General features: G+C 72.1%; 12 protein-coding genes. 11 read left to right on the forward strand and 1 reads right to left on the reverse strand.

What is annotated here, in order from left to right:
- The 9 genes from ACFVJQ_RS10115 to ACFVJQ_RS10155 all read left to right on the forward strand — a co-directional run.
- The coding region (locus ACFVJQ_RS10115; protein ID WP_385782438.1) for a condensation domain-containing protein at nt 1-3411 on the forward strand (3411 nt) is incomplete at its 5' end.
- Between the two features lie 53 nt (nt 3412-3464).
- Nucleotides 3465-3677, forward strand: coding sequence for an MbtH family protein (locus ACFVJQ_RS10120; protein ID WP_385509807.1), 213 nt, complete (start codon nt 3465-3467; stop codon nt 3675-3677).
- 45 nt (nt 3678-3722) lie between these two features.
- A complete protein-coding gene (locus ACFVJQ_RS10125) occupies nt 3723-4862 on the forward strand; it encodes a glycine amidinotransferase (protein WP_385509808.1) in 1140 nt (379 codons plus the stop codon).
- Nucleotides 4863-4999: 137 nt separating this feature from the next.
- Complete coding sequence (locus ACFVJQ_RS10130; protein WP_224738421.1) at nt 5000-5833, forward strand: M55 family metallopeptidase; 834 nt, start codon at nt 5000-5002, stop codon at nt 5831-5833.
- Complete coding sequence (locus tag ACFVJQ_RS10135; protein WP_385782442.1) at nt 5826-7130, forward strand: M20/M25/M40 family metallo-hydrolase; 1305 nt, start codon at nt 5826-5828, stop codon at nt 7128-7130. Before ACFVJQ_RS10130 ends, ACFVJQ_RS10135 begins: the two co-directional genes overlap by 8 nt.
- Before the next feature lie 25 nt (nt 7131-7155).
- The gene (locus ACFVJQ_RS10140; RefSeq protein WP_385782445.1) at nt 7156-9099 is read left to right on the forward strand and encodes a S9 family peptidase; all 1944 of its coding nucleotides are present in this window, start codon (nt 7156-7158) and stop codon (nt 9097-9099) included.
- The gene (locus ACFVJQ_RS10145) at nt 9096-10019 is read left to right on the forward strand and encodes an LD-carboxypeptidase (RefSeq protein WP_385782448.1); all 924 of its coding nucleotides are present in this window, start codon (nt 9096-9098) and stop codon (nt 10017-10019) included. Before ACFVJQ_RS10140 ends, ACFVJQ_RS10145 begins: the two co-directional genes overlap by 4 nt.
- A gap of 155 nt (nt 10020-10174) precedes the next feature.
- A complete protein-coding gene (locus ACFVJQ_RS10150; protein WP_385782450.1) occupies nt 10175-11953 on the forward strand; it encodes a CocE/NonD family hydrolase in 1779 nt (592 codons plus the stop codon).
- A gap of 34 nt (nt 11954-11987) precedes the next feature.
- Entirely contained in the window at nt 11988-12539 is a 552-nt protein-coding gene (locus tag ACFVJQ_RS10155) for a GNAT family N-acetyltransferase (RefSeq protein WP_224739046.1), read from the forward strand.
- Here ACFVJQ_RS10155 and ACFVJQ_RS10160 read toward each other — a convergent pair.
- Complete coding sequence (locus ACFVJQ_RS10160) at nt 12511-12858, reverse strand: DUF6204 family protein (protein ID WP_385509815.1); 348 nt, start codon at nt 12856-12858, stop codon at nt 12511-12513. The two genes, ACFVJQ_RS10155 and ACFVJQ_RS10160, sit on opposite strands and share 29 nt — an antisense overlap.
- A 66-nt stretch (nt 12859-12924) precedes the next feature.
- On the opposite strand from ACFVJQ_RS10160, the gene ACFVJQ_RS10165 reads away from it, so the two are divergent.
- Together ACFVJQ_RS10165 and ACFVJQ_RS10170 are read left to right on the forward strand one after the other, a co-directional pair.
- On the forward strand, nt 12925-13824 hold the full coding sequence (locus tag ACFVJQ_RS10165) for an arginase family protein (protein WP_385509816.1): 900 nt from the start codon (nt 12925-12927) through the stop codon (nt 13822-13824).
- A 64-nt stretch (nt 13825-13888) separates the two neighbouring features.
- Nucleotides 13889-14392, forward strand: coding sequence for a phage holin family protein (locus tag ACFVJQ_RS10170; protein WP_385509817.1), 504 nt, complete (start codon nt 13889-13891; stop codon nt 14390-14392).
- Nucleotides 14393-14413 lie beyond the last annotated feature (21 nt).

Consider the following 14413-nt stretch of genomic DNA (forward strand, 5'->3'; position numbering starts at 1 on the left):
ACGGTGATCCAGTTGGTGGCGCGGGCGCGTGAGGCGGGGGTGCGGCTGACGCCGAAGCAGGTGTTCGCACACCGCACGGCCGCCGGGCTCGCCGCGTCCGCCGGAGAGCAAGAGCAGCTGCAGGCCCCAGCGCCCGTCCCGGCCGAGGAGCCCGCGCATCCCGACGTGGCGGACACGCTGGCCGGTCTGTTCGGGCAGGTGCTGGGTCTGGAGGCGGTGGGGGTCGAGGACGACTTCTTCGGTCTCGGTGGTGATTCGATCACGGTGATCCAGTTGGTGGCGCGGGCGCGTGAGGCGGGGGTGCGGCTGACGCCGAAGCAGGTGTTCGCACACCGCACGGCCGCCGGGCTCGCCGCCTTCCTGGGGAAGTCCGCGCCCGCTGATTCCGGTGAGCGCGGGCAGCCCGTGCCCGCCCCGGCAGCATCCACCGTCGTCCCCGCCACGCCGATCATGCACCGGCTGCGCGAACACGGTGGCACGTACGACGCCTTCCACCAGTCGACCCTGCTGCGGGTGCCGCCCGGGCTCGGCACCGACCCGCTGGTCACCGCCGTACGCGCGGTCGTGGAGCGGCACGAGGCACTGCGCGCCCGCCTGCGCGAGGACGGCTCCCTCGCCGTGGACGCGGTCGACCCGGGCAGGCTGCGGGACGCGGTACGGCGGGTCGACGTCCTCGGCCCGGACGGTTCCGGCGACGCGCTGCGCCGGCGGATCGCCGCCTGCGCCGCTCAGGACGCCGACGCCCTCGCGCCGCGCGACGGGGCGATGCTGCGGGTCACCTGGTTCGACGCGGGCGAGGGGCGCCAGGGACGGCTGCTCGTCACCGTCCACCACCTGGCCGTCGACGCGGTGTCCTGGCACATCGTGCTCACCGACCTGTACACCGCCTGGCAGAGCGCGAGCTCGGGCGCCCCTGCGCGACTCGCCCCCGTGCCGGTGCCGCTGCGGGACTGGAGCGACCATTTGCACTCAGCGGCGCAGTCGCCCGACGTGCTCGCCGAACTCCCCTTCTGGCGGCGGACGGTGAGCCCCGGCAGCCTCACGCTGACCGACGCCCGCCTGTCCCCGTCGCTCGACATCCACGCCACGGCGGGCGACCTGCGCCTCACGCTCCCCGAGGACCTGACCGAGCCGCTGCTCACCAAGGTGCCCGCCGCCTTCGGAACCCGCACGAACGAGGTCCTGCTCACCGGTCTCGCCCTCGCCGTCGCCGCCTGGCGGCGCACCGAGGCCGACGGCGGCACCGCCGTCCTGGTCGACGTGGAGGGACACGGCCGCGAGCCGGTCGCTCAGGACGCCGACCTGTCGGGCACGGTCGGCTGGCTCACGTCCCTGTATCCGGTACGGCTCGACGCGGGCGCCCGCGACTGGGCCCCCGACGGCGCCCCGGCGGCCGACGCGCGTCTCGGCGAGGCGGTACGCCGGGTCGCGGCCCAGGTCGACAGGATCCCGCGGCGCGGTATCGGCTACGGTCTGCTGCGCCACCTGAACCACGAGACCGCCGCCGAACTGTCCGCCGGCGCGGAACCCCAGATCTGCTTCAACTACCTGGGCCGACAGCACGGTTCGGACGCGGATCAAACCGACTGGAGCGTGGCACCCGAGTCGGACGTGCTGCCGCTCGGCGCCGACCCGCGGATGCCGCTGACGCACGTCGTCGAGGTCAACGCGGCCGTCGAGGACGGTCCGTCAGGCCCCCGGCTCGTCGCCCACTGGCTGTGGGCCCGGCGCCTGCTGACCGAGGCGCAGGCCGGCGACCTGGCCGAGCTCTGGTTCGCGGCTCTGCGTGCGCTGGTGGCCCACGGCGCCGCGCAGCCGGCGCGCGCCGCACAGGAGGACGAGCAGGAGCGCGCTCGGCTCGCCGCCGAGATCGGCATGCCCGTGCAGCTGCTACTGCCGATGACGCCGACGCAGGAGGGGCTGTTCTTCCACGCCCGCTACGACAGCGGCGACCTCGACGTCTACAACGTGCAGATCGCCCTGGAGACGAGCGGCCCGCTGGACACCGAACGGTTCCGGGCCGCCTGCGACGCCCTGCTGCGGCGCCACCCGATGCTGCGTGCGGCGTTCCTCCAGCGCCGGTCGGGCGAGCCGGTGCAGGCCGTCCCGGAGCAGGTCCGCATGCCCTGGCACATACACGACCTGACCGGCCTCGACCCGCAGGGCCGGGACGCGCGGCGTGCGGAGCTGTTGGACGCCGACCGGCGCCGCCGCTTCGACCCCGCCCGGCCCCCGCTGATGCGCTGCACCGTGCTCGCGCTCGCCGAGGACCGGCACGAGGTGGTGCTGAGCATGCACCACATGCTCGTCGACGGCTGGACGACGTCCCTGGTGCTGCGGGATCTGCTCGCGCTCTTCGACCAGCACGGCGACACCCGCGGGCTGCCCGTCCCCGGCCACTACCCTGACCACCTGCGGTGGCTCGTCGAGCAGGACCGAGGCGAGGCGTGGGCCGCCTGGGCCGGCGCGCTGGCGGGGCTGACGGCGCCCACGCTGGTCTGCCCCGACCAGGACACCGCGCGCGTCCGCACCCTCCCCGAGCGCAGCACGGTCGAGCTGTCCGAGGCGGACACCGCCGCGCTGCTCGACGCGGCGCGCGCCCACGGCGTCACCCTCAACACCCTGGTCCGCGTGGCCTGGGCGCTGTGCCTGCACTGGCGGACCGGGCAGCGGGACATCACCTTCGGCGCCGTCGTCTCGGGCCGGGAGGCCGAGCTGCCGGGCGTGGACGAGATGGTCGGGCTGTTCATCAACACCGTGCCGGTACGGGTGCGCCTCGACGCCGCGGAACCGGTGGCAGGACTGCTGAGGCGCCTGCAGGGCGAGCAGGCGGAGCTGCTGCCGTACCACTACCTCGCGCTGACGGACATCCAACGCGCCGTCGGAAAGGGCACGTTGTTCGACACCTGCGTCGTCTTCGAGAACTACCCGACCGCCGAGACCCTGCCGAGCCCCGACGACGGGCTGCGCCTGGTGGGCTTCACCGGCCACGACCCCTACCACTACCCGCTGAAGTTGATGGTCGCCCCCGGCAGGCGTCTCCACCTGGAGCTCAGCCACCGCCCCGACCTGCTCGACGCCGAGGCCGCACAGCAGGTGGCCGACCACCTGCGCGAGCTCCTCACCGGGCTGCCGCAGGCCCTCACCGAGCCCACCGGGCGCCTCCTGACCGGCGCACCGGAGCCGGAGACGGCCGTCGGGCCCACGGGCCGGCGGCTGTGCGAGCTGATTGCCGAGGTCCTGGGACGGGCGCACGTCGGCGCCGACGACGACGTGTTCGCCCTCGGCTGCGACTCGCTGACGGCGCTGCGCCTCGCCGGCCGGATCGAGGCGGACCTGGACCGCCGCCTCGATGTCGGCACGGTCTTCCGCTGCCGGACGGCACGGGCACTTGCCGAAGCCCTCACCTGAAGCGGCCCACCGCCACCGCCGACGAACACCTGGACAGAAAGCTGGGAAACGACATGACCAACCCCTTCGACAACGAGGACGGCACCTTCCATGTGCTCGTCAACGCCGAACGCCAGTACTGCCTGTGGCCCGCCTTCGCCCTGGTGCCGCCCGGCTGGGAGGTCGTCGTGGCGGACAGCGACCGGCAGACCTGCCTCGACCACATCGAGAAGAACTGGACCGACATGCGCCCGGCGAGCCTGGCCGGCGCGACCGACGCTGCGTAACCCCCGATCCGCCGCACCCGCCCTCACAGACAGGTGGCCGTAGACATGCAGAACGATTCCGTGGTCGTCAACTCCTGGAACGAGTGGGACCCGCTGGAGGAGATGGTGGTCGGCTCCGCCGACAACGCCTGCTTCGAACCGACCGAGCCGGGCAGCCGGCCCGCGATCCGCAACGCCCCCGGCGCGCCGTTCCCGGCCGGCCCCAAGTCCAAGGAGGCGATCGACCTCGCCAACGAGGAGCTCGCCGGTCTCGTCGCCGTGCTGGAGTCGCAGGGCGTCAAGGTGCGCCGCCCGGAACCGCACGACTTCTCCCGCCCGGTGAGCACCCCGGACTTCGACGTGGAGAACCAGTACTGCGCGGTCTGCCCGCGCGATGTGATGATCACCATGGGCAACGAGATCATCGAGGCCACGATGTCGCGCCGCGCCCGCTACTTCGAGTACCAGCCCTACCGCAAGCTGGTCTACGAGTACTGGAACGCGGACCCGCGCGTGATGTGGACCACCGCGCCCAAGCCGTCGATGGCCGACGGCATGTACCGGGAGGAGTTCTGGGACTGGCCGCTGGAGCAGCGGCACGCACAGATGCATTCCTTCGAGTTCTGCATCAACCAGGACGAGGTCGTCTTCGACGCGGCGGACATGAGCCGGCTCGGCCGCGACATCCTGGTCCAGGAGTCGATGACCACCAACCGGGCGGGCATCCGCTGGCTCAGGCAGCACCTGGAGCCGCGCGGCTTCCGCGTCCACACCGTGCACTTCCCGCTGGACTTCTTCCCCTCGCACATCGACTGCACCTTTGTGCCGCTGCGCCCGGGCCTGATCCTCACCAACCCGGAACGGCCGCTGCGCGAGGGCGAGGAGAAGATGTTCCTCGCCAACGACTGGGAGCTGGTCGAGGCCCCCCAGCCGGTCCTGTCCAACGACGAGATGCCGCAGTACTGCCAGTCCTCCAAGTGGCTGTCGATGAACGTGCTCAGCATCTCCCCGACCAAGGTCATCTGCGAGGAGCAGGAGAAGCCGCTCCAGGACCTCCTCGCCAAGCACGACTTCGAGGTCTTCACCGTCCCGTTCCGCAACGTCTTCGAGTACGGCGGCTCCCTGCACTGCGCCACCTGGGACGTACGCCGCACGGGCACGCGCGAGGACTACTTCCCGAACCTCGACTACCAGCCGCTGGTCTGACCCCGCGGCCGGTCACAGAGCCGGGTGTGCCGGGCACGCGCATTCCCCCGTGCGCAGAGGCCCGGCACACCCAACCCTGCGCATCGGCCCGGGCCCGGTCGTAGCCGGTCCCCGCCGCGCCGCGTAACGTGCGCACCATGAAGATCCTCATCAGCGCCGACATGGAGGGCGCCACCGGTGTCACCTGGCCGGCCGACGTGTTGCCGGGGACACCGCAGTGGGAGCGGTGCCGTTCGATGTTCACGTCGGACGTCAACGCCGCGGTGCTCGGCTTCTACGACGGAGGTGCCGACGCGGTCGTCGTCAACGAGGCGCACTGGACCATGCGGAACCTGCTGCTGGAGCGCCTGGACGAACGGGTCGAAATGCTCACCGGACGGCACAAGTCGCTGTCCATGGTGGAGGGCGTGCAGCACGGCGACGTCGACGGCATCGCGTTCGTCGGCTACCACGCCGGCGCCGGAGCGGAGGGCGTGCTCGCACACACCTACCTCGCGAACTCGATCACCGGGGTGTGGCTGAACGACGTCCGCGCGAGCGAGGGGCTGCTGAACGCGCATGTCGTCGCCGAGTACGGGGTACCGGTGATCCTCGTGACGGGGGACGACGTGGCCTGCGAGGACGCGCTCGGGTATGCGCCCGAGGCGCTGAAGGTCGCCGTCAAGGACCATGTGTCGCGGTACGCGGCGGTGTGCCGTACGCCGGCCAGGACCGCCGCCGACATCCGGGCCGCGGCGAAGGAGGCGGCCGCCCTGGCGGTGCGTCACGAGCCGGTCAGGGGCGGCCCGTACACCGTGGCGGTCGAGTTCGACGCCGAACATCTGGCCATGGCCGCGACCGTCGTGCCGGGCGTGGACCGGATCGGGGAACGGAAAGTGGCGTACACCAGCGAGACCATGTACGAGGGAATCCGTACCTTCAAGGCGGTCACCACTGTCGTCTCGGCCGCCGTGGAGGAGCAGTATGGCTGACCAGCGGGCGCTGGACGAGGTCGTCGAGTTCACCTCCGACCTGATCCGTATCGACACCACCAACCGGGGCGGCGGCGACTGCCGGGAACGGCCGGCCGCCGAGTACGCGGCGGCGCGGCTCGCGGAGACGGGACTGGAGCCCGTGCTGCTGGAGCGCACCGAGGGGCGGACCAACGTCGTCGCCCGCATCGAGGGCACCGACCCCTCGGCGGACGCGCTGCTCGTCCACGGGCACCTGGACGTCGTACCCGCCGAAGCCGCCGACTGGAGCGTGCACCCGTTCTCCGGGGAGATCCGGGACGGGGTCGTCTGGGGGCGGGGCGCGGTCGACATGAAGAACATGGACGCGATGATCCTCGCCGTCGTCCGGGCCTGGGCCCGGCAGGGCGTACGGCCCCGGCGGGACATCGTGATCGCGTTCACCGCGGACGAGGAGGCCAGCGCCGAGGACGGTTCCGAGTTCCTCGCCACGCAGCACGCCGGGCTGTTCGAGGGGTGCACGGAGGGCATCAGCGAGTCCGGGGCGTTCACCTTCCACGACGGCAGCGGCCGGGAGATCTATCCGATCGCCGCCGGTGAGCGCGGCACGGGCTGGCTGAAGCTCACCGCGCGCGGGCGCGCCGGACACGGCTCCAAGGTGAACCGCGAGAACGCGGTGACCCGGCTGGCCGCCGCGATCGCCCGGATCGGCGCGCACGAGTGGCCGCTCAGGCTGACCCCGACCGTGCGCGCGGCCCTCACCGAACTGGCCGCGCTGTACGGCATCGACACGGACCTCTCCGATGTCGACGCGCTCCTGGACAAGCTCGGCCCGGCCGGAAAGCTCGTCGAGCACACCGTCCGCAGCAGCGCCAACCCGACCATGCTGACCGCCGGCTACAAGATCAACGTCATTCCGGGCGAGGCCGTGGCGTATGTCGACGGACGCTTTCTGCCGGGCGGCGAGGACGAGTTCCGCACCACCCTCGACCTGCTGACCGGGCCGGATGTGGACTGGGCGTACGAGCACCGCACGGTGGCCCTGCAGGCGCCCGTGGACTCGACGACGTACGCGAAGATGCGGGCCGCCGTCGAGGAGTTCGCGCCCGAGGGGCATGTGGTGCCGTACTGCATGTCGGGAGGCACCGACGCCAAGCAGTTCTCGCAGCTCGGCATCACCGGCTACGGCTTCGCGCCGCTGAAGCTCCCGGAGGGCTTCGACTACCAGGCCCTCTTCCACGGGGTCGACGAGCGCGTCCCGGTCGAGGCGCTGCACTTCGGCGTCCGCGTCCTCGACCGGTTCCTGCGGAGCGCCTAGAACATTGGGGGAGAACGTGCAGACCATGGCGTACGGTTCCTGGCCCTCGCCGATCGACGCGGCGCTCGCCGCCGCGCACGACGGCCATCCCGAGTACGTGGGCTTCGTCGGTGACGAGGCCTGGTGGACCGAGCCGCGGCCCGCCGAGGGGGGCCGGCGCACACTGGTGCGCAGGCATGCCGACGGCGTGGAGGAGTCCGTGCTGCCCGCTCCGTGGAACGTGCGCAGCCGAGTCATCGAGTACGGCGGACAGCCCTGGGCCGGAGACCTCGTCGACGGCCGGCCGCTGGTGGTGTTCGTGCACTTCCCCGACCAGCGGCTGTACCGCTACGAGCCGGGGAGCGAGCCGCGCCCGTTGACGCCCGTGTCCCCGGTGGGCGGCGGGCTGCGCTGGGCCGATCCGCGGCTGCGGCCGGAGCGCGGTGAGGTGTGGTGCGTGCTGGAGGAGTTCACCGGTGACGGACCCACCGACGTGCGGCGCGTACTGGCCGCGGTGCCGCTGGACGGCTCCGCCGCCGAGGACCGGGACGCCGTGCGGGAACTCACCGACGACCGGCACCGTTTCGTCACCGGACCCCGCCTCTCGCTCGACGGACGGCACGCGGCCTGGCTGGCCTGGGACCATCCGCGCATGCCGTGGGACGGCACGGAGCTGGTGCTCGCCGAGGTCGGATCCGACGGGACCCTCCTCGCGCCCCGGACGGTCGCCGGCGGCCCTCAGGAGTCGATCGCCCAGGTCGACTTCGCGGCCGACGGCTCCCTGCTGTACAGCAGCGACCGCACCGGCTGGTGGAACCTCTACCGCGACGGTGAACCGCTGTGCCCGCGCGAGGAGGAGTTCGGCGGGCCGCTGTGGAAGCTCGGGCACCGCTGGTTCGCCCCGCTGGACAGCGGGCTCATCGCCGTCGTGCACGGGCGCGGCGCGACCGCCCTCGGGATACTGGACCCCGAGACCGGCGAGGTCGTCGACGCGGCCGGCCCCTGGACCGAGTTCGCGCCCACCCTCGCGGTGCACGGCGAGCGGATCGTCGGCGTCGGGGCCAGCCCGCGCAGCGCCTACGAGGTGGTGGAGCTGGACGCCCGGACCGGCCGGGCCCGGGTGATCGGCGCCGAGCACGACGACGCCGTGGACCCGGCGTACTACCCCGAACCGCAGATCCGCACCTTCACCGGCCCCGCCGGACGCGAGATCCACGCGCACGTCTACCCGCCGCACAACCCCGGCTGCATCGCACCCGGCGCCGAGCTGCCGCCGTACGTGGTCTGGGCGCACGGCGGCCCCACCGGACGCGCACCGCTCGTCCTCGACCTGGCCATCGCCTACTTCACCTCCCGCGGCATCGGCGTCGCCGAGGTCAACTACGGCGGGTCCACCGGGTACGGCCGCGCCTACCGGGACCGGCTGCGCGAGCAGTGGGGTGTCGTCGATGTGGAGGACTGCGCGGCTGTCGCGCTCGCGCTGGCCGACGAGGGCACCGCCGACCGTGACCGGCTCGCGGTGCGCGGCGGCAGCGCGGGCGGCTGGACCGCGGCGGCGTCCCTCGCCACGACCGACGTCTACGCCTGCGGCACGATCATCTACCCGATCCTCGACCTCACCGGCTGGGGCACGGGGGAGACCCACGACTTCGAGTCGCAGTACCTGGAGAGCCTGGTCGGGCCGCTCGCCGAGGTGCCCGGACGGTACGTGGAACGCTCGCCCGCCGAGCACGCCGACCGCATCACCGCACCCTTCCTGCTGCTCCAGGGCCTGGACGACGTGATCTGCCCGCCCGCGCAGTGCGAGCGGTTCCTGGCCCGCATGGAGGGCGGACGGGTGCCGCACGCGTACATCGCCTTCGAGGGGGAGGGACACGGGTTCCGGCGGGCCGACACGATGATCCGCGCCCTGGAGGCCGAACTCTCCCTGTACGCCCAGGTGTTCGGGCTGAACCCGCGCGGCGTTCCCACGTTGGAGCTGGCCAAGTGAAGGAACTCCTGCGTCCGGCCCGGCTCGCCCCCGGCGCCCGGGTGGCCGTCGTCGCACCCAGCGGACCCGTGCCGGAGCAGCGGCTGCAGGCCGGACTCGACGTGCTGCGCGGCTGGGACCTCGACCCGGTGACGGCGTCCCATGTGCTGGACCGGCACGGGACGTTCGACTACCTGGCGGGCACGGACGCCGACCGGGCCGCCGACTTCCAGGCGGCCTGGTGCGATCCGTCCGTGGACGCCGTGCTGTGCGCCCGCGGCGGGTACGGGGTGCAGCGGATGGTCGACCTGCTGGACTGGGAGGCGCTGCGGGCGGCCGGGCCGAAGCTGCTCGTCGGCTTCAGCGACATCACTGCGCTGCACGAGGCGTTCGCCGTGCGGCTGGGCCTGGTCACGCTGCACGGGCCGATGGCGGCCGGCGTCGACTTCATCAAGAACGCGCGGGCGCAGGAGCACCTCAAGGCCACGCTGTTCGCGCCGGAGACGGTCCGCACGATCGCCTCCGGCGGTACGGCCCTGGTTCCCGGCCGGGCGCGGGGTGTCGTCCTGGGCGGATGCCTCTGCCTGCTCGCTGCGGAACTGGGCACCTCGCACGCCCGCCACTCCGCACGCGGCGGGCTGCTCTGTCTGGAGGACGTGGGGGAGGAGACGTACCGTCTGGACCGTTACCTCACCCAACTGCTCCGGGCCGGCTGGCTCGACGGGGTGCGTGGGGTGCTGCTCGGGTCGTGGGAGCGATGCGATGCCTACGACCGGGTGCGTGCCCTGCTCGTCGACCGGCTCGGCGGGCTCGGGGTTCCCGTGGTCGAGGAGTTCGGATTCGGGCACTGCGACGGGGCGTTGACGATCCCGTTCGGGGTTGCGGCCGAGCTGGACGCGGACACGGGCACCTTGACGCTGGACGAGCCCGCTCTGCGCTGAGCAGCGGAACTGAAATTCCGTCAAGAATCTCCGACCACGGTGATTGACCCGTCCTGACACGTGTCACAACATGATTACCGGCCTGCACCTACTGGTCGGTATTCGTGTTGTCCGGTCGTCCTCGTTCTCCGGTTGTCCTCAGTGTGGAGGTCTACGTGTCCCGACCTGTGTCCAGGTCCCGTGCCGTTCTCGCCGCCGCCCTCGGCGTCGCGCTCACCGCACCCCTCGCACTCACCGCTCCCGCCGCCGCGACCGGCCAGTACACCGTCAGCGCCCTGAAGTTCACCGTCCAGGCGGGCGGCCGCACCTGCACGATCGACGCCGACCTCTACCGGCCCGTGGGCGTGGACAGTGCCCGCCCCGCTCCCGCCGTGCTGGCCACCAACGGCTTCGGCGGCAGCAAGAACGACGGCTCCACGGACGCCATCGGCAAGGCCTTCGCCCAGCGCGGCTACGTCGGGCTCGTCTACTCCGGGCTCGGCTTCGGCAGATCGGGCTGTCTCATCTCGCTCGACGACCCGGCCATCGACGGCCGGGCCGCCGCGCAGCTGCTGGACTTCCTGGCCGGCAAACGGGCCGCCGACGACGGCACCAGCGTCGACTACGTCACCCTCGACCGTCCGGGCGACCCGCGCGTCGGCATGATCGGCGGTTCCTACGGCGGGGCGATCCAGCTGGCCACGGCCTCCGTCGACCACCGCGTCGACGCCCTCGTGCCCATGATCACCTGGAACGACCTCGTGTACTCGCTCGACCCGAACAACGCCGTCGGCGCCCGCGGTGTGCCCGGCGCCTTCAAATGGCAGTGGACCAACGGCTTCTACCTCATCGGCGAGGGCCAGCCGTTGCTCCAGCCGAGCCTCGACCCGTCCCGCATCAACTCCCGCACCTGTCTGCACTTCGTCAGCAGGGCCTGCGACACCATCCGCACCCTCAACTCCGGCCGCTATCCGGCCGACCGGACCGCCGAACTGCTCGACTACGCCCGCAGCGTCTCCCCGGTGTCCTATCTGCACCGGGTCAAGGCGCCCACCCTGCTGGTCCAGGGGCAGGCCGACACCCTGTTCAACCTCAACGAGGCGACCGCCACGTACAAGACGCTCAAGGCGCACGGCACGCCGGTGAAGATGATCTGGCAGTCCTGGGGGCACAGCGGCGGTCTCACCGACCCGGCGAGCGGCGAACTGAACCTGGTTCAGGGCAACCTGGAAAGCAGCTACGTGGGCCAGCGGATCCTCTCCTGGTTCGACCGCCACCTCCGCAAGAGGAACGTCGACACCGGACCGGCCTTCGCGTACTACCGGGACTGGATCAGCGACTCCGGCAGCAGGTACGCCACGGCCGACCGACTCCCCGCGACCGGCAGAAAGCTGTACCTCTCCGGCGACGGCAAACTCGTCGACAACCACAGGAAGGTGGTGCGCGGCAGCCGCTCGTACACCAACTGGCTGAACCCCACGAGCCATTCGGAGAGCTCCGTGGCCGGGCTCCTCGGAGTGCCGGACCCGGGGCCGTACGACACCAAGGGCACCTACCTGGGCTGGACCAGCGAGCCGCTCGGGCGGACCGTCGACGTCGTGGGCGCGCCCCGGGCCACGCTGAGGGTTCTCTCGCCGAAGGCGGAACGCACGCAGCACTCGGGCGACGCCGCCGACAAGCTCGTTCTCTTCGCCAAGCTGTACGACGTCGCGCCCGACGGCAAGCAGACGCTGGTCCACCGGCTGGTCGCACCGGTTCGCGTGCCGGACGTGACCAAGCCGTTCACCGTGACCCTGCCGGGCATCGTCCACCGGTACGAGAAGGGCCACCGGCTGCGGTTCGTGATCGCGGCGAGCGACGACGCGTACCTCGGCAACCGGGGGATCAAGCCCGTGACCGTGGTCAGCGCGCCGGGGGACACGGGGGTGCTGGAGTTGCCCGTGGTGCCCGAGTGAGCCCGCCCGGAGGGAGCCGTCGTAGGGTGGCGGCGTGCCCCACTCCGCGTCCCGCTACCTCGCCGAAGGTCCCCGCGTGGGCATACGCCACTTCACCCACGAGGACGGCGCCGAGTTCACCGCGCGTGTCCGGGAGAGCAAGGCGCTGCACCATCCGTGGCTCTTCCCGCCGGACACCGCCGAGGCGTACGCCCGCTATGCCGGCCGGCTGATCGAGGACCCGACGAAGGCGGGGTTCCTGGTCTGTGACCGGGTCACGCACGCCCTGGCCGGCTATATCAACATCAACAACATCGTCGGCGGCGCCTTCCAGAGCGGGGCGCTGGGATACGGCGCCTTCGCGCACGCCGCCGGGCGCGGGCTGATGCGCGAGGGGCTGAACCTGGTCGTGGACCATGCGTTCGGCCCCATGCGACTGCACCGGCTGGAGATCAACGTGCAGCCCGGCAACGCCGCGTCGATCGCCCTCGCCCGCGCCTGCGGATTCCGCCTGGAGGGCTTCTCGCCGCACATGCTCTACATCGACGGCGCCTGGCGGGACCACGAACGCTGGGCGCTCACCGCCGAGATGCGGGCTTGTGGTTGATCTTCATCGTGTCGAGATCGGTGACCGTCGACCGCAGATCCCGGAAGCCGTATCCGAGGCCGCGGAGCGTCGTCCCGGCGCGGTCCTCCGCGATCACCGCGGCCATCTCCTCGCCGTCCTCGGCGTCGGACACGACCACGTACCGCATCGAGAAGTGCTTCAGCGGCGACGCCTCGTACGAGAGCGATCCCTCCTCGGTGAACCGCATGCTCAGCATCCCGTGGTCGGCCGCCTCGGCCAGCAGCCGGTCCCGCGCCTCGTCGGTCAGCGCGTCCCAGGTGCCCCGGACGATGACCCGGTAGGTGTGCTGCTCGCTCATGTGCAGGTCCGCTCCTCGTGCTTTTACCGTTGAAGGCTCGACTCTACGTCGGGGAGGATGCGGCGCATGCGGAATATCGTCGTGATCGACGCCCCCTCCAACCTGGGCCTGCGCCCGCCCGCCCCCGGCACCGTCCCCGGCTGCTACAAGCTCGCCGGGGCCCTGCGTGAGCAGCGCATCGTGCAGCGGCTGAACGCCCTGGAGGGCGGTGTCGTCGTGCCGCCGCGCTACGACCGCGGGGACTGGCAGGAGGGCGACGGCGTCTTCAACGCAGCCGCCATCGCCTCGTACACCTGCAGACTGGCCGACCGGATCGAGCACCATGTACGCGCCGGGGACTTCCCGCTCGTGCTCGGCGGCGACTGCTCCATCCAGCTCGGCGCCTCGCTCGCGCTGCGCCGTATCGGGCGGTACGGGCTGGCGGCGGTGGACGCCTCGCACGACTTCCGCCACCCGGGCAACTCCGACCACGTCGGCGCGGCGGGTGGCGAGGAGCTCGCGCTGGCCACCGGGCGCGGGCAGGAGGACCTGACGAACCTGGAGGGGCTGAAGCCGTATCTGCGGGACGCGGACGTGCGGCTCTTCGGCATTCGCGACTACTTCGACGAGGACACGGCAGAACTCGCCGGCCTGAAGATCCCGGTCGTCACGGTCGGTGACATCCGGGAGTGGGGCGCCGACGCCCTGGCCCGCGTCACCGCCGAGGCCTTTGCGATTCCGCAGCTCCAGGGATTCTGGGTGCACCTGGACGCCGACGTCCTCGACCCGTCCGTCATGCCCGCCGTCGACAGCCCCGACCCGGACGGACTGCTCCCCGACGAACTCGTCGCCCTGCTGCGGCCCTGGCTCGCCTCCCCGCACTGCGTCGGCCTCAACGTCACCATCTACGACCCCGACCTGGACCCGGAGGGCACGGCGGGCGCGCTGCTCGCCGACGTCGTCGTGGACGCCTTTGCGCAAGCCTGACCGGCGGTTCCTCCGGCCAGTGTCCGTGGCGTTACGCGGGCAGGGCCGCGGGTACCCGGCGGGCATGGACCGCATGGATCATCTGGAGCATCTGGACAAGCATCTGGTCGACGAACTGGCGCAGGTCGCGCGTGAGACGATCCGTGACGAACTGCGGCAGCAGACCCGTAAGCAGCGCCGCACCGCCATGCTGTACGGCGCTTCCGGAGCCGTCGCCCTCTACGCGGGAGCGGCCCTCGCTCTCGCCGTGGGCCTGGCCCTCGCCATCGCCCTGCCGGACTGGGCCGCTGCGCTGGTCACCGCGGCGATCCTCGGTGGCATCGCCTACGTGCTGCGCGGGGCGGCACGGCCCGCACACCGACACATGACCGAACCGGCCGCCGGCCATCCGGAGCGTGTCCCCGGCGGCGCCGCGCCGTATCCGCCGATGCCGCCCGTCGCGCCCGGAGAGGTCCCCGGAGCGACCGCGGCGCCGGTGGCGGACACCCCGCAGCCGGGCACGCCCGCCCCGGGCCCGGTGCCGCGGCCGGACCTGATCGACCCCGAGAACCCGCACCACCGGGCGTGACGACCGGTGCGCACGCCTTCG

It is taken from the genome of Streptomyces sp. NPDC127197 (assembly GCF_042672405.1).
In the GTDB taxonomy this organism is placed as follows: Bacteria; Actinomycetota; Actinomycetes; order Streptomycetales; family Streptomycetaceae; genus Streptomyces; species Streptomyces flavusporus.